The organism is Pseudomonas sp. P5_152 (genome assembly GCF_033989915.1).
In the GTDB taxonomy this organism is placed as follows: Bacteria; Pseudomonadota; Gammaproteobacteria; order Pseudomonadales; family Pseudomonadaceae; genus Aquipseudomonas.
This window is the reverse complement of the sequence record NZ_JASFAH010000002.1, coordinates 12,685-33,734: the sequence shown is the minus strand read 5'-3', so window position 1 is coordinate 33,734 and position 21,050 is coordinate 12,685. Positions and strand designations below refer to the sequence as shown.

Genomic DNA, 21,050 nt, shown 5'->3' with positions numbered 1-21,050 from the left:
ATGACCGAACTACTGCTCAACAGCCTGGGCGTGGCGTTCCTGTGGTTCGCCATCGAATACTGCCTGCGCCACCAGACCGCCAGGAGCCTGGACGAAGCCAGCCTGATCCCCTTTGCCGACGACCCTGAAGTGGCACGGCGGGTCGAACTGGCCACCGGCAAGAAAGTCAACGCCGTGGCGCCTGAGATGGCGAAACCGGGCTGGGGCAACATCGACCTCTAAGCCCTGGGCCATGTGGGAGCGGGCTTGCCCGCGAAAGCAGTGTGTCAGTCGATGATGATAGTGGCTGTACCGACGCCTTCGCGGGCAAGCCCGCTCCCACAGGAACAGCTCGTTAGCCGCGTTCGCGGGGGATCAGGCTCTGCAACTGCTGGGCCAGGAAGTTTGCGTCAAAGGTGAAGGTGTCGGGGTCTTTCAGGCCATTGGTCTTGCGCCACTGCCAGCCGCTCGAGGGCGGCTGGCACACCAGTGACACGCTGCCGTAGCGGGCCGCGGTCAAGCCCATCACCGCCAGGGAGATCAGGCCTGCCGCGCCCATCACCTCGGGCACGAACTCCACTGGCTTGCCGGCAATCAGGATGCTCAGCTTCTCGGTGTTGAAGGTCGAGCTTTCCACCGGCACGCTCGCGCCAAACGCCACATAGGCCTCACGACTGACCTCCAACAGGTCCGGTGCCTTGACCGGCGCCAGCCACTGCTCGATCTGGTCGAACAACTCAGCAATGCGCGTGGTCCACACGGCCGACTGGTTTTCAAACAGCTGCTTCTTGTGCGCTTCGCTTTCTGCGTAGTGGCGAAGCATCTCACCCAGTTGCTGTACGTCGTCCATTGCGCTGTTCCTTGGATAAACCGGTGTTACGGACATTGAGCATGGCAGATGTGCGCGGCGGGCGTACGACTAACCGCCGGACGAGCGATTGCAGCGCCAGCCAATCGCGGGCACTGTAGGCGCCAGCACATCAACCATCCAGGGGAGCACCGCATGCGTACCATAGGCCTGATCGGCGGCATGAGCTGGGAGTCCAGCGCCGAATATTATCGTCTGATCAACCAGCAGGTGCGTGACCGCCTCGGCCCACTGCGCTCCGCCCGCCTGCTGATGTACAGCGTCGACTTCGGGCCGGTCGAACAGGCCCAGCATGCTGGACGCTGGGACGACGCGGCGCAGATCCTGGTGGACGCCGCCCGCCGCTTGCAAGCCGGCGGTGCCGAGTGTGTGGTGCTCTGTACCAACACCATGCACAAGGTGGCCGGGCAGATCCAGGACGCAATCAGCGTGCCCTTCCTGCACATTGCCGACCCGGCCGGGCAAGCGGCAGAGGCTGCCGGTCACCTGAGCGTCGGCCTGCTGGGTACCGCCTTCACCATGGAACAGGACTTTCTCAAGGAGCGGCTCACGGCCCGCGGGCTGCAGGTGCTGGTGCCGGACGCGGCGGACCGCCAGGCGGTGCACCGGATCATCTACGACGAACTGTGCGTGGGGGTCATTAGCGAGGAGTCCCGCGCCACCTACCAGCGGGTGATCCAGACCCTGGCCGAGCGCGGCGCCCAGGCGATCATCCTCGGTTGCACGGAAATCAGCCTGCTGATCAAACCCGAGCACAGCGCCCTGCCCTTGCTCGACACCACCGAGTTGCACGCCCGTGCAGCGGTGGCCTTCGCCCTCGGCGACTGACTCACGCCGACTCGGGGCCATGGCGCAAGCGCGCCATGGCCAGGGCGTCCACCAGCACGCCATCGCGCACCGCATACTGGCGCAGCAGCCCTTCGGTCTCAAAGCCGAACTTGCGGTACAAGCCGATCGCCGCCTGGTTATCGGCATACACCGTCAATTCCACGCGCTGCACATTCATCCAGTTATCCGCCAGGTCCAGCACCGTCGCCAGCAAGCGGCTGCCCAGGCCCTGGCCTTGCCAGGCTTGCGCGACGCCCACGCCAATGTTGGCGCAGTGGCTGCGGCGGATTCGGGAAAACTGCTCCAGGCCGATATTGCCGATCACCTGTCCCTGATGCAGGGCCACCAGTTGCACCACCCGCTCGTTGTCGGGAGCCAGGCGCTTGCGCCAGACCTCGGTCGATTGAAACGGCATCTGCAGGACCTGACGGGCAACCGCCGGGTCGTTGTACAGCGCGGTGATACCTTGAATGTGGGCTTCGCAAAAACGCTCGATGGTGACGCTGGAATCGCTGCTGGACACGGTTATCTTCCTTGAAAGTGGCAGGCCGTCGAGTCTAAACCGGCCAGCGCCTTGCTGACGACCGGCATTTCACCTGGGGTCTAAGAGGCCTGGGTTTTTACAGCCAATTGGTCGTTGGCCGGTGCCGGCGAGCGGCCTATCCTGCATGGGTGTCCATGGGACTGGAACGAGGGTCTGTGACATGTCCAAGCCAATGCTCGAAAAGTTTGCGCCGGGCTGCAGCGATGAACGGGGTCGACAGTTGCAGCAGATCGTCGACACCCTGCGCCAGGCCCCCGGCAACGACCGCTACCTGGCAGACCGCTGCCCCGATGACGACAGTCGCTGGAGCCAGAGTGCCCACTGGCAATCCGAGGCGGCCATGCAGGCGCACTTCGACGGGCCTCAGGTGCAGGGAATCATCGGGCAGTTGGATAGCCGCCTGGCCAATTCCCTGGACTTTAGTGGGTTTGCTCTGGTTTGAGTTTTGCGGCTGCTGCGCAGCCGAACGCCGCCTCGCGGGCTCGGTAGCTGCTACAAAGACAAGGCATAAAAAAAAGCCCCGGCTCTTGCGAGACGGGGCTTTCTTATTTGGCGCTCAATCAGGCAGTGGCAGGCACTGCCGCTTGACCGCTCAACGCCAGGTCCAGCAGTTCACGGTTGGCTACCGCGTACATGGCGTAGTCGGTGCCGCTGGCGGCACGGATTTCCACCAGCATGGCACGCCAACGGTCGATCATCCCTTCGTGTTGCTCCATCCACAGGGCCAGGCGTGTTTCCACGTCCAGGCTACCGTCGCCCTGCTGCAGGACGGAGATGGTGATCGCCCGCTGTTGCCAGTCGACATCATCACGGAAAGCTTCACGGGCCAGTGCCTGCCAGTTGTTTTCCACCGGCAGGGCGCTGATCTGTTGCAGGTACCAGGTGATGTCCAGTGCACTGCCCACGGCGAAGTAGGCCTTGGCCACGTCCGCTGCGTTCTGCCCTGTGACATCCGAGGCCTCGATGATCGGCAGCAAGGTGTACAGGTGGGTGGTGCCTGCAACCATGCGCGCCAGCAACTCCGGCACGCCAGCATCGACGTACGCGGTGTAGCGGGTCTGCCAGCCTTCGCGAGTCGGGCCTTCCAGCAGTTCGTCGAGCTTGAGGCCCAGGGCTGCCAGGTGCGGACCGAAATGCGCGACGTCACGCGCCGCGTTCTGCTCGTTGCGACGGGTACGCAGGAACCAGCGTGTGGCACGACGGCCCAGGCGCATCAGTTCATCCATCAGTTCCAGTTGCACGTCGGCGCTGACTTGGTAGTCCAGCGCTTCAATCTGGCGGAACCAGTGCGGGAGGTGGAAAATGTCGCGCACGATCACATAGGCGCCGGCCACGTTCGCCGGGCTCATGCCGGTCGACTCTTTGAGTCGCTGCACGAAGGTGATGCCCATGTGGTTGACCAGGTCGTTGGCGATCTGGGTGCTGACAATCTCGCGCTTCAGACGGTGACGACGCATGGCTTCGGAGAACTTGCTCACCAGGGTCGGCGGGAAAGCGGTTTCCATGTCGCGGGTCAGGTAGTCGTCATCCGGCACCAGGGAGCCCAACAGCTGCTCCTTGAGGTCGATCTTGCTGTAGGAGATCAGCACCGACAACTCGGCACGGGTCAGGCCATGGCCTGCCGCAACGCGCTCGTTGATGGCGTCTTCCGACGGCAGGAACTCGATGGCGCGATCCAGCTTGCCACGGCCTTCCAGATCGTTCATCAGGCGCTTGTATTCGGCAATCCGCGGCAAGGCGCGACGGGCTGCCAGGGACAGGGCCTGGGTCTGCTTGTAGTTGTTGCCCAACACCAGGCCACCGACTTCGTCGGTCATGCTCGCCAGCAACTGGTTGCGTTGCTTGTCGGTCATGTCGCCGGCCTGCACCACTTCGTTGAGCAGGATCTTGATGTTCACTTCGTGGTCGGAGCAGTCCACGCCACCGGCGTTGTCGATGAAGTCGGTGTTGGAGCCGCCGCCATTGAGGCCGAACTCGACACGACCCAGTTGGGTCATGCCCAGGTTACCGCCCTCGCCCACGACCTTGCAGCGCAGTTCGTTGCCGTTGACCCGCAGTGCATCGTTGGCCTTGTCGCCGACATCGGCGTGGCTTTCGCTGCTGGCCTTGACGTAAGTCCCGATGCCGCCGTTCCACAACAGATCCACCGGTGCCTTGAGCAAGGCATTGAGCAGTTCGGTCGGGGTCAGCTTGTCGGCTTGAATGTCGAAGCGCTCTTTCATCTGCGGGGAAATCGCGATGCTTTTTGCGCTACGGGAGAAGATCCCGCCGCCTTCGGACATGATGCTGGTGTCGTAGTCCGACCAGGCCGAACGCGGCAGGTCGAACAGGCGCTGACGTTCAGCGAAGCTGTTGGCAGGCGTAGGGTTCGGGTCGATGAAGATGTGCAGGTGGTTGAACGCCGCCACCAGTTGCAGGGTCTCGGACATCAACAGGCCGTTACCGAACACGTCGCCGGCCATGTCGCCGACACCGACCACGGTGATGCTGTCTTTCTGTACATTGATGCCGCGCTCGCGGAAGTGACGCTGCACGCCAACCCACGCGCCCTTGGCGGTAATCCCCATTTTCTTGTGGTCGTAACCGGCGGAGCCGCCGGAAGCAAACGCATCACCCAGCCAGAAGCCGTAGTCGATGGCGATACCGTTGGCGATGTCGGAGAAGGTCGCAGTGCCCTTGTCCGCAGCCACCACCAGGTACGGGTCATCGTCGTCATGACGCACGACGTTGGCCGGCGGCACCAGGGCGCCGTCCTTCAGGTTGTCGGTGATGTCCAACAGGCCCGAAATGAAGATGCGGTAGCAGGCGATGCCCTCGGCCGCAATTTCGTCACGGCTGCCACCCAGTGGCAGGCGACGCGGCAGAAAGCCGCCCTTGGCCCCGACGGGCACGATGACCGAGTTCTTCACTTGCTGGGCTTTTACCAGGCCCAGGACCTCGGTGCGGAAGTCTTCTTCACGGTCCGACCAGCGCAGGCCGCCACGCGCCACAGTACCGAAGCGCAGGTGCACGCCTTCGACGCGCGGCGAGTACACGAAGATTTCGAACTTCGGTACCGGCTTTGGCAGCTCTGGAATCTGGTGCGGGTTGAACTTGAAGCTGAAGTACGACTTGTTATGGCCGTTGGCGTCAGTCTGGTAGAAGTTGGTACGCAGGGTGGCCTTGATCAGGTCCAGGTAGCGCCGCAGGATACGGTCTTCGTTGAGCACCTGGACGTCGTCCAGGGCGCTGAGGATCGCGTGTTCCAGGCGTTGCTGCTTGTCTTCCAGATCGTCGCCCGAGAGCTTGCGCGCCAGGTAGAAACGGGTCTTGAACAACCGGGTCAGCTCACGAGCGATGTCGGTGTGGTTGTTCAGGGTGCTGGCGATGTAACCCAGGTCGAAGCCCAGGCGGATCTGCTTCATGTAACGCGCATAGGCACGCAGCAGCGCCACGTCGCGCCACGGCAGGCCGGCCGTCAGCACCAGGCGGTTGAAGGCATCGTTCTCGGCATCGCCACGCACGATGTGCACGAACGCGTCCTGCAACGTGTCGTTGAGCTGCTGGATGTCCAGTTCCAGGCCTTCGGCAGCGGTGAAGGCGAAGTCGTGGATCCAGAACTCGCGACCACCGTTGTGGCGCAGGCGGTACGGGAACTCACCCAGCACGCGCAGGCCGAGGTTTTCCAGGATCGGCAGGACGTCGGACAGGGCCAGCGGGGTGTCGGCGTGATACAGCTTGCAGTGCAGCTCGCGCTGGCCGGAGACCTGGCCCAGCGGCTGGTAGAAGCTCATCACCAGCGGATTTTTTTCGTTCAGGCTGAGCAGGTGCTGCATGTCGACCACGGCCGAGTGCGCGGCAAAACGCTCGCGGTAGCCGGCCGGGAAGCCTTTCGGGAAGTCGGCCAGCACGTTGGTGCCGTGAGCTTCGCCGAAGCTTTCCACGACCAGGCTGGCGTAGTCGTCCTGCCAGCTGCGGCAGGCCTGCACCACTTCTTTTTCCAGCAGCAGCGGGTCGATGTCCAGGCGGTTCTTCGGGTCAACCCGCAGAATCAGTTGCACACGGGCCAGCACGGACTCGGAGAAGAAGGTCCAGAACTCGCAATCGCTGGCTTTCAGGCGATCCATCAGCACTTGCTGGATCTTCTGCCGCACTTCAGTGGAGTAGATGTCGCGCGGCACGTAGGCCAGGCAGTAGCAGAAGCGACCGTAAGGGTCTTTGCGCAGGAATACGCGGATCTTGTTGCGTTCCTGGATCTGCACGATCGACATCACGGTGCTGAACAGCTCGTCCACCGGGGTCTGGAACAGGTCGTCGCGAGGCAGTACTTCCAGCACCTGGGCCAGTTCCTTGCCCAGGTGGGCCTTGGCCTGGAAGCCAGAGCGCTGCTCGATGATCTCGACCTTGCGGCGGATGTAAGGGATCACCCGTACGCTTTCGCCATACACCGAGGAGGTGTACAGGCCCATGAAGCGGCATTCCTTGATGACGTTGCCATCGGCATCGATCTGGCGGATCGACACGTAGTCAGGGTACGCAGGACGGTGCACCCGGCTTGGGTGGGCGGCCTTGGCGAACGACAGCGGGGTCGCTTCGCGCAGGTAGTTCACGGCGTAGTCTTCGATGCGCAGGTCTTCGGCGGTGAGGCCGGCGCGCAGCAGCTTGGTCAGGCCGAGGAAGGAGTCCTGGTCATATTCGATGTGACCGCCGTCCTGGTCTTCGCGAACCACGAACTCTTCGTAGCCGAGGAAGGTGAAGTGGTTGCCCACCAGCCATTCGAGGAAGCTCTTGATCTCGCCCTTCTCGTCAGCGGCGATGGCGAACTGGCTGGTGTCGACGCCGTCGATCAGCTCCTGGACCTTGGCTTTCATCGGCTCGAAATCGGCGACCGCCACGCGGACCTCGCCGAGCACCTGCTCCAATTCCTTGCTCAGGACATTGAGCTCGGCGGCGTTGGCGCAACGGTCGATTTCCAGGTACATCAGCGATTCTTGCTGGATGCCTTCGCCCTGGGTGCCTTTTGGCAGGATTTCCAGCAACTCGCCCTTGGCCCCGCGACGCACGCTCAGCACGGTGGTCTGTAGGGTATGGATGCTGTAGCCGCGACGGTTCAGCTCGGTACGCACCGAGTCCACCAGGAATGGCAGGTCGTGGTGCAGCACTTCGACCGCGGTGTGGGTCGACTGCCAGCCATGGCGTTCGTAATCTGGGTTGTAGACGCGCACTTGCGGCTGCGCGTGATCAAAGCGCTCAAGCAGGCGCCAGGCGGAAAGTGTGCAGCCGGCGAGGTCGGACAACCGGCGCTGGGTCAGTTCATCAAGAGAAATAATGCCGAAGAATTGTTCAGCGAACAGCGCCACTTGTGGCAGTGCCTGTTCACTGATGTGCTGCGCCAGTGCCGCTTGCAGTTGGTGCTGGAAGTCGGCTTTGCTGGCTGCGGTGAAGAACGCCATCTGTGGTACTCCGCTTGGGCTTGTTATTGATGGAAGCGTCGCGTGCAAAACCCCTGTTCGGGGCAACCTGTCACCCGGTTCCTGATTCTCGGGCAGAGGAAACAGGGCGACAGGTGGGTGAAGCTGGACGAGACACTCAGGTCACATTCACCTTCCAAGGATGGGCATCTGCAAAAACGACTGCCGGGCAACCCGGCAATGTCTTTACAGGTGTCCATCCGTTGCGCAGCTTAACGAGTGCGGCAAGGCCCGTGCTTGCGATGCTGCGACATATTCGGTCATCGGTACGCAGCCCCGCGGCGGGGCCTCGAACAACACTAGCAGGCGTGGCGGAAAATGGCGGTTTTATCCCAGGAATTACGGGGTTTGCGTATTGGAAATGACTGGATCCTGAGATTTGTTCACGGCAGGTTTCCTGACATTTGAGTCAGGGCGGCGATCAATCTTGCACCTCATAAACCGCCTGAAACCGGCTGACCGTCGCGCAGTCATAGCAGGTGGTCTGCAGAATCACCTTGTCCATCCAGACATCGATGTTGCAGGAGTCGCACTCGCGGCAGAACAGTTGTGCGGATGGTTGCCCTGCTTCGTAGCCGGTTTGGCTGGCAAAAAATCGCGGGAGCAATTGTTCGCGCCAGTACACACCGGGGGACGTGGCAAAACCGGCGCCGCTGTCCTTGAGGACCACGTCGTAAAACAAGCGATGCAGTGCCGATTTGGCTACGCGCGAATCACGATAGGAGGGTCGCCGCCAGCCTTCGGCCAGGGCATGTTGGGCGGTGCCCAGCATATAGCCGGGAATGGTATTGGCGGCGTGGGTGCGGCCTTTGGAGTTGCCCGTGGCAAAAAAGTGCGCGGCATTTTTGACTGCCAGTTTGGCGAAGTAGTAAATCTCGCTCACGGAGAAGTCCTGCAAGAGCTGACCTATTACCGCTTCACCACGACTGGCGGCGGAAAACACCAGGTCAACTTCCTCGGCCAACACCCGGATATAACTTAACGACTCTTCTCGGGCCAGACTGAACATCAGGCTATACAACTCACTCTTCCACGCGATTGGAATAAAACCGGACAACTCCTGGTACAGCGCTCCATACAGTTCGTCACACGGGCAACGCACACCGGTTTCAAGGGCGACATTGGGCAACCAGCGCACTGCACAGAACCGCCGGATCTGGTAGCCGGCCATAGGATCGAATGCCTGGATGTCCGAGTCGGCGTCTACTCGCAGCACGCCTGCCTGATAAAGGTTTTTCAACAACTCTTCAGCGGTCGCTGCACTAGGGGCCAGGCTCTCGTTGCGGTTCGCCCCTTCCAGCGGAGCGATGCTGTCGTTGCCTGGCTTGAGTCCTTCGAGCAACGCCAGCAGAGTGAGTTTCTGCATGAAGCCCAGGCTGGCATAGGCCAGCGGTGCAACGCCCGGCGTATAACGGCTGAGCAGTTCCTCGCGGTTGCGCGCAGCCTCGGTGGCGATCTCCTGCTGCCGGACTTCGTAGCAAGCAGTACAGGTGCAATGGCTATGACGCCGGTACTGGCCGGCCGGGACTAGACGGTGTTCACAACTGACACACTTGAACGCTGGCCTGAGAGACGCCGGGGTGCCCTTGGCGTATCTCTTCGCCCACATCGGCAGGTCGCAGTAGGGGCACTTCAGTTGTTTATCGAGCAGCGGCGGCAATACCGTCAGTAAACTTCTGACCGCCACCGGGATTCTGTACTCGGCAATCAGCTCGCTGGTTTTCTCTCCGGCCAGATATCGCTGGTAAAGCTGCTCTATTTCCTCTTCGGACAGATGCTTTACCTCGCCCAACAACTCGAAATACGGTTTCATTCAAAGCTTTCCCCTTCAATAAATTTACCCTGCACTCCCTTGCTCTGAAGGCACAAACGTAAGGGACATAGCGTGCTGCAAACAAGCAATAACTGCGCAACTTGTTATTATTCCTACGCCCTCCTTTACCCCTACAACAACAGCGGAAAGTTCAATCACACAATAGATATTTAACTTAAGGAAAACGCCTACAGGCTGCACTTGGGCGACCCAGCCAGCGTCCGACTTCAAGCATCACCAACACAAAACTAGCGAAGCAAAAAATGCCCGGGGCTGGCAAAATCCCCCTTTGCCTGCCAACACCGCGCCCCGCGCCAGGACTGCTCACATGCAACTGACCACCGCCCACCTGATCGCCAACCCGTGCGATGACGAAGAAGACAACCTGGCCATGCTGTGCTGCCACAGCGATCAGGGCGACATGTTCCTGATGACCCGCTACCCGGACGAAGACGAGCTGGAAATCACCCTCGATGGCGAGCCCTCGACCCTGGACGGCGTCAAGGTCACTCTCAGCCCTACCCGCCTGCTGATCGAAATCGCCGCGGCCGACGCCGATGCCCTGAACGGTGACGATCACCTGGAAATCCTCCACAGCACCGCCGCATCTGACCTGGCCGAAGTTGAAGAAACCCTGCAGAACATCCTCAAGGGCACCGGCACCTACTTGAGCGAGCTGTAACGGCCAGCTGATTTCTTGACAAGAAATCAGCGCACGGGCATTGTCTGACAACCTGACCTACGAGCCACACTCCTCATGCTTCAGCTACAGCGCCCCGACTCTCTGGTTGAACGAGTGGTCAATGCGATCCGCGAAGAAATCGAATCCGGTCGCCTGACCGCCGAATCGCGCCTGCCTACCGAACAGCAACTGACCGAACAACTGAATGTCAGTCGCTCGGTGGTGCGTGAGGCCGTGGCTCAGCTCAAGGCCGATGGCATCCTGATCAGTCGCCGCGGGCTGGGCTCGTACATTTCCCAGAACCCCAACGGCACAGTGTTCCGTTTTCCTAGCCAGAAAGGCCGCAAGCCCGACCTGGTGCAACTGTTCGAAATGCGCCTGTGGACCGAAACCCAGGCCGCCTCCATCGCCGCCCAGCGCCGCGACGACGCGGACCTGTTGCGCATGCGCAGCGCCTTGGAGGAAATGCACGACAAGCGCAGCGACTTTGCTGCAGCGGCCCTGGCCGACGTCGAGTTCCACCGGGCTATCGCCGATGCCAGCAAGAACGACTACTTCGTGGCCTTCCACGATTTCCTGCGTGGCCAACTGGCCGAAGCCCGACGCAGGGCGTGGGAAAACTCTGCAGCACACTCAGTAGGCGGCTCGGCCGATGCCGGACGCGAACACCAAGCCCTATACGAAGCCATCGCCGCTGGCGACCGCACCCAGGCGGCCGCCTGTGCCGAAGCGCACCTGCGCGCAGCGGCCAAGCGCCTGAAGATCGACCTGCCCAGCATCGACTGAATACCGGCAACACCGAGGACGCCACGACTGGCGTCTTTTTTACCGAATACTTTGTCTGACAACCTGATAAGCAGACTCTCTGCCAGCAATCCAAGGTGACACCTGCATGATTTATGACTATTGCATCATCGGCGGCGGCATCGTCGGCCTCGCCACCGCCATGGCGCTGCTCGAACGCCAGCCCGGCGCCTCGTTGCTGATCCTGGAAAAGGAAGCGGTGCTGGCGCAACACCAGACCGGGCACAACAGTGGCGTGATCCACGCCGGCATCTACTACGCCCCCGGCAGCCTCAAGGCCGACCTGTGCAAGCGTGGCGCCGAGGCGACCAAGGCGTTCTGCATCGAGCACCAGATCAAGTTCGACGTCTGCGGCAAGTTGTTGGTGGCCTCGACGCCGCTGGAAGTCAGCCGCATGCATGCCCTGTATGAGCGCTCGAAACAGAACGGCCTGAAAGTCGAGCAACTGGATGCGGCCGAACTGCGCCGCCGCGAGCCAAACATCGTCGGCCTGGGCGGACTGTTTCTCGATGCCACCGGGATTGTCGACTACCGCCAGGTGTGCCAGGCCATGGCTCGGGTGATTGAGGCCGCGGGCGGTGAAATCCGTCTGCAGACCAGCGTTACCGCGATTAGCGAAAGCGCCGACAGCGTCACCGTCAGCAGCCTCGACCAGGTCTGGCAGGCCCGGCAACTGGTGGCGTGCGCCGGCTTGCAATCCGACCGCCTGGCAAAGCTGGCCGGGGTCAAGATTGACCATCAGATCATTCCGTTCCGTGGTGAGTACTACCGCCTGCCAGCGTCCAGAAATGAGATCGTCAACCACCTGATCTACCCGATTCCCGACCCGGAGCTGCCGTTCCTCGGCGTGCACCTGACGCGGATGATCGATGGCAGTGTCACGGTCGGCCCCAACGCCGTACTGGGCCTGGGCCGGGAGAACTATCGCAAGTTCTCGATCAACTGGCGCGACGTCGCCGAGTACGCGAGCTTTCCGGGCTTCTGGAAAACCATCTGGAACAACCTCGGCTCCGGCACCACGGAAATGAAGAACTCGTTGTTCAAGCGCGGCTACCTGGAACAGTGCCGCAAATACTGCCCGTCGCTGGAAGTCGACGACTTGCTGCCCTATGAGGCCGGGATCCGCGCCCAGGCGGTCATGCGCGACGGCACCCTGGTGCATGACTTCCTGTTCGCCGAGACGCCGCGCATGGTCCACGTGTGCAACGCCCCTTCGCCGGCCGCGACCTCGGCCATTCCCATCGGCCAGATGATCGCAGAGAAAATCCTCAAGAATCGCTGAACCCCGCTGCACGGGTGGCTTCACCCACTAAAAAATAACTACAAAGACCCACAAGGAAATCACCGATGTCGGTACATCAAGCGGCCCCGACCGCCCCGGAAACTCCGCTGCAAAAGCAAAAACGCCTGCGCAAGGTGGCTGCCGCGACAATCTTCGGCTCGATGCTGGAGTGGTACGACTTCTACCTGTACGCCACCATGGCGGCGATCGTCTTCTCGAAAATCTTCTTTGACCCGAGCAACCCCGCAGTCGCCTCGCTGCTGGCCTTCTCGACCTTTGCCATTGGCTTTATCGCCCGTCCGTTCGGCGGCATTCTGTTTGGCTACCTGGGCGACCGTTTCGGCCGCAAGCAAGTACTGGTCATCACCTTCTGCATGATGGGCGTGTGCACCACCCTGATCGGGCTGATTCCCAGCTATGCCGCGATTGGCATCTGGGCGCCGATCATCCTGGTGCTGGTGCGGATCATCCAGGGCCTGGGCGCGGGTGCCGAACTGTCTGGCGCCGCGGTCACTTCCTACGAACACGCCAGCGAAGGCAAGCGCGGCAGCCAGGGCGCCTGGCCGGCCTTGGGCCTGAACCTGGGCTTGCTCCTGTCGTCGCTGACCGTCTACGTGCTGACCATGAATGGCAACGAATTCCTGCTGTCCGGCGGCTGGCGGATTCCGTTCATCTGCAGCATCGTCCTGGTGGGTGTAGGCCTGTGGGTGCGTCGCAGCATTCCGGAAACCCCGCAGTTCAAGGAACTCGACGCCACCGTTGCCAAGGAACAGGTTTCGCCGCTCAAGTTGCTGTTCAGAAATGACATGAAGGGCCTGGTGGTGGTGTTGTTCGTAGCGATTGGCTACAACGCCCTGAGCTACATCTTCAAGACCTTTTCCCTGGCTTACCTGACCCAGTTCAAAGGTGTCGAAGCCCACGTCACCTCGTTGTCGGTGACCATTGCCAGCCTGGTGGCGATCGTTGCCGTGCCGTGCTTCGGCTGGCTCTGCGACAAGTGGAGCAGCAAAAAAGTGCTAATGCTCGGCGGTGTGCTCTCGGCGCTGTTCGCCTATCCGTTCCTGACCCTGCTCAACACTGGCGAGCCGCTGATGATCTACCTGGCCATTGCTATCGGCACCGGGATCCTCGCGCCCATGATGTTCGCGCCCCAGGGCTCGTTCCTCAGCCGGCAGTTCCCGACCCAGACTCGTTCTTCGGGGTTTGGCACCGGCCGTGAAATCGGTACCGCGATCGCCGGTGGCCTGGCGCCTTTGGGTGGGCTGGCGTTGGTGGCTAACTCGGCGACCCACTCTACCGATGGCGTGGCGGTGATTTTGCTGATTTCCGGGGTACTGGTGGTGGTGTTTGCGCTGTTTGACCAGGGGCGTAAGCATTCCAGCTTCAAGAACTGATTACGGGTTGGGGTCGCGCGCATGGGGGTATATCCGCTTCTGCGGTGAGGGCTGATCAGGCCCGCTCCCACAGGCTTGGTGGGTGTATGCAACATCCTCAGCCCCCAACACCATTGTAGGAGCGAGCGCCCGCTTGCGGCTTGCTCGCGATGATCTCGAGAGCGCCGGGTTCATCCTGGATGCCTGCGTTCTCGTTGACGACCATCGCGAGCAAGCCGCAAGCGGGCGCCCGCTCCTACAATGGATGTGCCCACTGGAAAAACCTGGCCGCCGTGCTTTTGATCTTGATGCACAGCCCGAACGTCAGTGGCAAGAACGCTAGGTTACTTGCGCCCACCTACTTATTTGCAGATTTTTCCCCGGTGCCGTTAGTCGCCAGGGGCCCGGATAGATTAAAGTAGCAGCCCCCGCCCGGGCGCTCTTGATGCTGTGTACCCCGGGCCTCTTCCAGGAACACTCGACGATGGAACACCGTGAAGCGCTGCTGGCGCTGCGAACCTTTCTTTCCACGCAGATTCTCGGCCAGGAAAAACTCATCGAGCGTTTGCTCATCGCCTTGCTCGCCGACGGCCATATGCTGGTCGAGGGCGCACCGGGCCTGGCCAAGACCAAGGCCATCAAAGAGCTAGCCGAAGGGATCGAAGCCCAGTTCCATCGCATCCAGTTCACCCCCGACCTGTTGCCCGCCGACATCACTGGCACCGAAATCTATCGCCCGGAAACCGGCAGCTTCGTGTTCCAGCAAGGGCCGATCTTCCACAACCTGGTGCTGGCCGACGAGATCAATCGGGCTCCAGCCAAGGTGCAGTCGGCGCTGTTGGAGGCCATGGCTGAGCGCCAGGTCAGTGTCGGGCGCAGCACTTACGAACTGTCACCGCTGTTCCTGGTGATGGCCACGCAGAACCCGATCGAGCAGGAAGGCACCTACCCGCTGCCCGAAGCCCAGCTCGACCGCTTCCTGATGCACGTAAAAATCGGCTTCCCGGACGCCGCCGTCGAGCGGCGGATCCTGCAACAGGCACGCGGTGAAGCGCTCAATGGCGAAACCAAACCCGAACGCCGAGTCAGCCAGCAAGCGATTTTTGCCGCGCGCAAGGAAATCCTCGGCTTGTACATGGCCGACGCCGTGGAGGAGTACCTGGTCCAACTGGTGATGGCCACCCGCACACCGGGCAAGTTCGACCCGGAAATGGCCGAATGGATTGCCTACGGCGCCAGCCCGCGGGGCTCGATTGCCCTCGACCGCTGCGCCCGGGCCCACGCCTGGCTGGCCGGTCGTGACTTCGTCAGCCCCGAGGACATCCAGGCGGTACTGTTCGACGTGTTGCGCCACCGCATCATTTTGTCCTTCGAAGCCGAAGCCGCCGGTATCGACCAGGACCGCGTGGTCCAGCGGATTCTCGACGTCGTAGCCGTCGCTTGACCCCGATGAGCACCCCCGCAGCGCCCGAGCCGGGCATCCGTGTCAGCCTCTCGGAGCTGATCGAGATGCGCCATCGCGTGCGCGAAGTCCAGCTGTTTTCCACGCCAAGCCAGCGCAGCCCGCTGATCGGCCTGCACCACTCCAAGCTACGCGGGCGTGGCGTCGACTTCGACCAGGTGCGGGTCTACCAGGCTGGCGACGACGTGCGCACCATCGACTGGCGCGTCACCGCACGCACCCAGGAACCCCACACCAAGCTGTTTCACGAAGAACGCGAACGCCCGATCTTCATCATGGTCGAGCAAAGCCGGCGCTTGTTTTTCGGTTCCGGGCTGATGTTCAAGTCAGTCCTCGCCGCCCAGGCCGCGAGCCTGATCGGCTGGGCCGCGCTCGGCCACAACGACCGGGTGGGCGGACTGGTCTATGGCGACAACGAACACTACGAGATCAAGCCACGACGCAGCAAACAGAGCCTGCTGCAATTGCTCAACCGCCTGGTGCGAGTCAATCAGAGCCTGAGCACCGAAGGTGAACCGCCCAGCGACGACCTCGGCATGGCCCTGCGTCGCGCCCGGGAAGTGTTGCGCCCCGGCAGCCTGGTGATCGTGATCTGCGACGAGCGCGCCCTGACCGAGGGCGCCGAACAACAGCTGAGCCTGCTGTCACGCCACTGCGACCTGTTGCTGCTGCCGCTGTCCGACCCCTTGGACCACGCCCTCCCCGCCGCCGGCCTGTTGCGCTTTGCCGAGCGCGGCGCGCAACTGGAGCTCGACACCCTGAACGTCGAACTGCGCCAGAGCTATCGCGCCCAGGCCGAAGCGCGGATCGCCCGCTGGGAGTTGCTGGCGCAAAAACTGCGGGTGCTGCTGATGCCCCTGAGCACCCAGAGCGAAATGGTCGAGCAACTGCGCGAATACCTCAACCCGCAACGCCCGGGGAAAAGCCAATGAGCAGCCTCGAGCAACTGCAGCCGCTGATGACTCCGCCGCCGATCCCGTTCTGGCCACCTGCCCCGGGCTGGTGGCTGCTGCTCCTGCTGTTGCCAGCGCTCGGCTTTGGCCTGTGGCAGTTGCGCCGGTTGCTGCCGGTCAAGCGCAACCTGGTGCGCGCCGACCAACCTCTGGACCCACTGCGGGTCGCGGCGCTGGCCGAGCTGGCGCAGATGCCCAAGCCCTACGACGGCGCACCGGCCGGGGCCTGGCTGCAACAACTCAACGGGTTGCTCAAGCGCCTGTGCCGCAACGACTATCCCTACAGCCAGAGCCACACCCTCAACGGCCGCAAATGGCTGGCGTTCCTCGATAACCGTTGCCCCGCTGCCGGCCTCACCCGCTGGATGATCCTGGTCGAAGGCGCCTACAAGCCGGAATGCAAACTCGATGACAAGGCCATCGCCGGCCTGACCCAGGCCATCGACACCTGGATCCGCAAACATGTTTGAGTTCGCCTGGCCGTGGATTTTCGCCTTGCTGCCGCTGCCGTGGCTGATGCGCGTGCTGCTGCCGGTGGCCGACAGTGGCGAGCCGGCGCTCAAGGTCAGCTTCCTCAGTGACCTTGAAGGCCTGGCGCGCCGTCGCGCCCGAGCCAACCTGCCGGCCTGGCGCCAGCAGGCACCGTTCATACTCCTGTGGTTGCTGCTGCTGGTAGCCGCTGCCCGCCCGCAATGGCTGGGTGAGCCGTTGCCAATCGCCGCCAGTGGCCGCGATTTGCTGGTGGCCGTCGATGTGTCCGGCTCGATGGACTTTCCCGACATGCAGTGGCAAGGCGAAGACGTCAGCCGCCTGGAATTGGTCCAACACCTGCTGGGCGACTTTCTCGAGCAGCGCGATGGTGACCGGGTCGGCCTGATCCTGTTCGGCAGCCAGGCCTACCTGCAGGCCCCGCTGACGTTCGACCGCCGCACCGTGCGGGTCTGGCTCGACGAGGCGCGGATCGGCATCGCCGGCAAGAACACCGCCATTGGCGACGCCATCGGCCTGGCCCTCAAGCGCCTGCGCCAGCGTCCGGCGCAAAGCCGGGTGCTGATCCTGGTCACCGACGGCGCCAACAATGGCGGCGAAATCGATCCCTTGACAGCCGCGCGCCTGGCAGCCGAAGAAGGCGTGAAGATCTACCCTATCGGCATCGGCGCCGACCCGGAACAAACCGGGACCCTGGGCCTGCTCGGCCTCAACCCGAGCCTGGACCTTGACGAGCCGGCGCTCAAGGCAATGGCCGAGGCCACCGGCGGGCGCTACTTCCGCGCCCGCGACGGTGCCGAGCTGGAGGCGATCAAGCAGACCCTCGACGAACTGGAACCGGTGATCCAGCAACCCACCCAGGCCCGCCCCGCCCAGGCGTTGTACAGCTGGCCATTGGCGGCGGCGTTGCTGATGAGCATGCTGCTGGCGATTCGCGAACGCTGGCCGCACAACCCACTGCAACGCCTGTTGAATTCATCGCACTTTCTGCAACAGCACCCGGACTGGCGCCAACGGCTCAAACGCCTGCGTCTGCGGAGGCGTCGATGATCGACCTCTGGCCCCATTGGTTCCGTCCCTGGTGGTTACTGCTGCTGCCGCTGCTGGGCTGGTTGCTGTGGCAACTCTGGCACCGGCAAAAACGTGCCGGGCGCTGGCAGATGATCCTGCCGCCGGCCTTTCACGCCGCGCTGCTCAAGGGTGGCAGTGGCCGTGAGAGCAAGACCCCGTGGATCGTCCTCGGCCTGGCGTGGCTGCTGGCCGTGCTGGCGCTGCTCGGTCCGAGCTGGGACCGGGTCGAACAGTCCGCGCAAAAACCTGCCGACCCGCTGGTGGTATTGCTCGAACTGACCCCGCAAATGCTCGCCACCGACGTCACGCCGACGCGCCTCGAGCAAGCGCGGCGCAAACTACTCGACCTGCTGCAGAGCCGCAGCGATGCGCAAACCGCAATCGTCGTGTATTCCGGCAGCGCCCACACCCTGGTGCCGCTGTCGGATGACCTGGCCACCAGCCGTAACCTGCTCGAAGCCCTCAAGCCCTCGATCATGCCGCAAGTCGGCCAGCGCGCCGACCTCGCCGTGGCCAAGGCACTGACCTTGCTGGAGCGTGGCGCCCTGGGCCAGGGACGAATCCTGTTGATCGGCTCGTCTCTAAGCGAACAGGAGCGCCAGGGTATTCGCCAGGCCCTGCGCGGGCAGGCCCCGCAGTGGTTGATGCTGGGCATCGGCACGCCCCAGGGTGCACCTGTCACCGCCGAGGATGGCAGCTTCCTCAAGGACGCCCAGGGCGCGATCCTGGTGCCACGCCTGGACAGCCCGAGTTTAAAAGCCTTTGCCAATGAGCTGGGCGGCCGCTATCGCCAGGCGCGGGTGGATGACAGTGACCTGCGCGGCCTGGGCCTGTTTGACGCACCCCACAGCCTGCGTGAAGACGGCCAGACCTTGCGCCTCGACACTTGGGCCGACCAGGGCTATTGGCTGTTACTGCCGCTGTTGCTGCTCGCCGCCTGCGCCGGGCGCAGGGGCTGGCTGTTGTGCCTGCCGCTGTTGTTCATGCTGCCGCAGCCAAGCCAGGCCTTCGAGTTCAACGACCTGTGGTTGCGCCCTGATCAACAGGGCCTGCACCTGCTCCGGCAGAAGCAGCCGCTGGCCGCCGCCGAGCATTTCCAGGACCCGCAATGGCAAGGGGTGGCGCTGTACGAGGCCGGCCAGTATGCCGCGGCCGCCGAACGGTTCGCCCAGGGCAGCGACGCCCGGGCCCACTACAATCGCGGCAACGCCCTGGCCAAGAGCGGTGAACTGGAAGCTGCGCTGGATGCCTACGAGCAAGCCCTGGAGCAACAACCGGAACTGCGCCCGGCACAAACCAACAAAGCCCTGGTCGAGGCGCTGATCAAGCAGAACGCCACGCCGCCTGCCACCGCGCCAGAACCGACCAGTGAGGAAACCCCGCCAGCCGGTGCACAAACACCGCCGCCGGGGACTGCGACACCGCCTTCCAGCAGCGCAGAACAGCCCGCCGAGACCCCGAGCGAGCCAGCCGAACCCGTGGTGGAGAATCCACCCGAGCCGCAACCCGACCCCGACCACCCACCCCAGCCAGGTGATAATGAAGTGCCGGGCAGTGAACTGGGCGACGAGCGAACCACCACCCCACCGCTGAGCAGCGCCGATAACGACTTCAATGGCGAACACCGCGAAGCGCTGGAACAATGGCTGCGTAAAATCCCCGATGAACCGGGAGAACTGCTCAGACGCAAGTTCTGGTACGAACAGCAACAACATCAAGATCAGGGAACAACTCGATGAACCGCTGCACCGCACTCTTACTCGGCCTGCTGTTCTGCACCCTGCAAACCCAGGCGGCGGGCCTGGTCGCCAGCGTCGACCGCAACCAACTGAGTTCCGGGGAAACGGTAGAGCTGACCCTGGAATCCAACGATGTCACGCTTTTCGGCAAACCCGACCTGAGTGCCCTGGAGGCGCAGTTCGAAGTACGCGGCACCCGTCAGGTCAACCAGTTGACCAGCCTCAACGGCGAAAATCACGCCACCACCCGCTGGATCATCACCCTGCTGCCCAAGCTCACCGGCAGCGTGGTAATTGCGCCGTTGCAACTGGGGGAATTCACCAGCGAGCCGACTGAGCTGACCGTAGTGCAAAGCCAGACCCAGGACACCCCGAGCAAACTGGCTCCGGTGTTCGTCGAGGCCAGCCTGGATCAAGACAGCGTCTACGTGCAGGCCCAAGCCATCCTGACCCTGCGCATCTACCACTCGGTGTCGCTGTACGACGACAGCAATATCACGCCGCTGCAAATTCCCGATGCGCGCGTCGAACCGCTGGGCGAGTCGCGCACCTACGAAAAAGTCATCAATGACCTGCGCCATGGGGTGATTGAACAGCGCTATGCCATTTACCCGCAGCACAGCGGTGTCCTGAGCATCCCGCCGCAGATATTCAGCGCCACCCTGGTGGACGCCCAGCCGAGCCAGGACTCCGCGGCCCAGGGGCCGAAATCCGGCAAGTTGCTGCGCGTCAGCTCCGCCGAGACCACCCTGACCGTCAAGGTCAAGCCCGCCGAATATCCGCCGGACACCCCATGGCTACCGGCTCGAAGCCTGAGCCTGGGGGAACACTGGAACCCGGAACCGGACCGCAGCCAGGTCGGCGACTCGCTGACCCGCAGCCTGACGCTCAAGGCCGAAGGCTTGGCCAGTTCGCAACTGCCGCCCTTGCCGGCGACTGACGTCAGCGGCCTGCGCCGCTACCCCGACCAACCGCAACTGAGCAATCAGCAGAGCGACCGTGGCCTGATCGGTAGCCGCGAGGACCGCGAAGCCCTGGTTCCCACCCGCAGTGGCAACATCGAGTTGCCGGGCGTCGAGGTGGTGTGGTGGAACACCGACGAAGACCGCCTGGAACGCAGCAGCCTGCCGGCGCGAACCCTGCACATCCAGAACAACCCGAACTTGATGGTCGACACCCCGGCCGGCAACGCGCCGGCCCAGCCCACCGCCGACAGCGAAGCGCTGTGGTACTGGAAGCTCGCCACGCTGATCCTGTCCTGCACCACCCTGCTCGGCTTCGGCCTGTGGTGGCGCGCGCGCTGGCAACCGGCGATCCTGCGCGCCGCCCAGACCGGGCCGAGCCCACGCACCCTGCTCGATGACCTCAAGCGCGCCAGCCAGGCCAACGACCCCCAGGCCACCCGCCAGGCGCTGGACGCCTGGGCGCGCCAGCAACCGGAAACCCTGGCTGACATGGCGGCGCGCTTCGTACCGCTGTCCGACGCCCTCGACGGCCTCAACGGAGCGCTCTACAGCGAAACCGGACAACACTGGCAAGGCGAAGACCTGTGGCGCGCGATCCGCGCCATCCCCACCGCCGAACGGGTCCAGGACCCGGTGGGCGACAGTGGCTTGCCGCCGCTTTATCCTAAGTAATTTTCGATACCTGCAGGGGCAAGGCTTGAAGGTGATCACGTCCCAAAGAACGTTATCGCCAGCAAGCGTTGCCCCT

General features: G+C 63.0%; 17 protein-coding genes. 13 read left to right on the top strand and 4 right to left on the bottom strand.

Annotated elements, in window-relative coordinates; genetic code table 11:
• Complete coding sequence (locus tag QMK50_RS00150; RefSeq protein WP_095168791.1) at positions 1-222, top strand: CcoQ/FixQ family Cbb3-type cytochrome c oxidase assembly chaperone; 222 nt, start codon at positions 1-3, stop codon at positions 220-222.
• 112 nt (positions 223-334) lie between these two features.
• On the opposite strand, the gene QMK50_RS00145 is transcribed toward QMK50_RS00150, so the two are convergent.
• On the bottom strand, positions 335-829 hold the full coding sequence (locus tag QMK50_RS00145) for a hypothetical protein (protein ID WP_159995829.1): 495 nt from the start codon (positions 827-829) through the stop codon (positions 335-337).
• 153 nt (positions 830-982) lie between these two features.
• On the opposite strand from QMK50_RS00145, the gene QMK50_RS00140 reads away from it, so the two are divergent.
• Entirely contained in the window at positions 983-1,675 is a 693-nt protein-coding gene (locus QMK50_RS00140) for an aspartate/glutamate racemase family protein (RefSeq protein WP_159995827.1), read from the top strand.
• Between the two features lies 1 nt (position 1,676).
• Here the strand turns inward: QMK50_RS00140 and QMK50_RS00135 are convergent, their stop codons facing one another.
• The gene (locus tag QMK50_RS00135; protein WP_320332140.1) at positions 1,677-2,198 is read right to left on the bottom strand and encodes a GNAT family N-acetyltransferase; all 522 of its coding nucleotides are present in this window, start codon (positions 2,196-2,198) and stop codon (positions 1,677-1,679) included.
• 181 nt (positions 2,199-2,379) lie between these two features.
• Here QMK50_RS00135 and QMK50_RS00130 point away from each other — a divergent pair, with 181 nt between their 5' ends.
• On the top strand, positions 2,380-2,661 hold the full coding sequence (locus tag QMK50_RS00130; RefSeq protein ID WP_320332139.1) for an antibiotic biosynthesis monooxygenase family protein: 282 nt from the start codon (positions 2,380-2,382) through the stop codon (positions 2,659-2,661).
• Positions 2,662-2,779: 118 nt separating this feature from the next.
• On the opposite strand, the gene QMK50_RS00125 is transcribed toward QMK50_RS00130, so the two are convergent.
• Positions 2,780-7,651 carry an NAD-glutamate dehydrogenase gene (locus tag QMK50_RS00125; protein WP_320332138.1) on the bottom strand — a complete coding sequence of 1,624 codons (4,872 nt, stop codon included), beginning with the start codon at positions 7,649-7,651 and terminating at the stop codon, positions 2,780-2,782.
• Between the two features lie 439 nt (positions 7,652-8,090).
• The gene (locus QMK50_RS00120) at positions 8,091-9,482 is read right to left on the bottom strand and encodes a hypothetical protein (protein WP_320332137.1); all 1,392 of its coding nucleotides are present in this window, start codon (positions 9,480-9,482) and stop codon (positions 8,091-8,093) included.
• A gap of 328 nt (positions 9,483-9,810) precedes the next feature.
• Between QMK50_RS00120 and QMK50_RS00115 the strand changes: the two genes are divergently transcribed.
• From QMK50_RS00115 to QMK50_RS00070, 10 genes are all read left to right on the top strand, one after another.
• Complete coding sequence (locus QMK50_RS00115; protein WP_095168797.1) at positions 9,811-10,164, top strand: hypothetical protein; 354 nt, start codon at positions 9,811-9,813, stop codon at positions 10,162-10,164.
• Positions 10,165-10,239: 75 nt separating this feature from the next.
• The gene (locus QMK50_RS00110) at positions 10,240-10,950 is read left to right on the top strand and encodes a FadR/GntR family transcriptional regulator (protein WP_095168798.1); all 711 of its coding nucleotides are present in this window, start codon (positions 10,240-10,242) and stop codon (positions 10,948-10,950) included.
• 106 nt (positions 10,951-11,056) lie between these two features.
• Complete coding sequence (gene lhgO / locus QMK50_RS00105) at positions 11,057-12,250, top strand: L-2-hydroxyglutarate oxidase (protein ID WP_095168799.1); 1,194 nt, start codon at positions 11,057-11,059, stop codon at positions 12,248-12,250.
• 65 nt (positions 12,251-12,315) lie between these two features.
• A complete protein-coding gene (locus QMK50_RS00100) occupies positions 12,316-13,644 on the top strand; it encodes an MFS transporter (protein WP_159995817.1) in 1,329 nt (442 codons plus the stop codon).
• A gap of 463 nt (positions 13,645-14,107) precedes the next feature.
• Entirely contained in the window at positions 14,108-15,067 is a 960-nt protein-coding gene (locus QMK50_RS00095) for an AAA family ATPase (protein WP_020800601.1), read from the top strand.
• A 5-nt stretch (positions 15,068-15,072) separates the two neighbouring features.
• Positions 15,073-16,017 (top strand): DUF58 domain-containing protein, encoded by a 945-nt coding sequence (locus tag QMK50_RS00090; RefSeq protein ID WP_095168801.1) that lies wholly within the window; start codon positions 15,073-15,075, stop codon positions 16,015-16,017.
• A complete protein-coding gene (locus QMK50_RS00085) occupies positions 16,014-16,508 on the top strand; it encodes a DUF4381 domain-containing protein (RefSeq protein ID WP_095168802.1) in 495 nt (164 codons plus the stop codon). Before QMK50_RS00090 ends, QMK50_RS00085 begins: the two co-directional genes overlap by 4 nt.
• Positions 16,501-17,577 (top strand): VWA domain-containing protein, encoded by a 1,077-nt coding sequence (locus QMK50_RS00080; RefSeq protein WP_320332136.1) that lies wholly within the window; start codon positions 16,501-16,503, stop codon positions 17,575-17,577. The genes QMK50_RS00085 and QMK50_RS00080 overlap by 8 nt, the downstream gene beginning before the upstream one ends.
• Positions 17,574-19,337, top strand: coding sequence for a vWA domain-containing protein (locus QMK50_RS00075; protein WP_320332135.1), 1,764 nt, complete (start codon positions 17,574-17,576; stop codon positions 19,335-19,337). The genes QMK50_RS00080 and QMK50_RS00075 overlap by 4 nt, the downstream gene beginning before the upstream one ends.
• A complete protein-coding gene (locus QMK50_RS00070; RefSeq protein WP_320332134.1) occupies positions 19,334-20,974 on the top strand; it encodes a BatD family protein in 1,641 nt (546 codons plus the stop codon). Before QMK50_RS00075 ends, QMK50_RS00070 begins: the two co-directional genes overlap by 4 nt.
• Positions 20,975-21,050 lie beyond the last annotated feature (76 nt).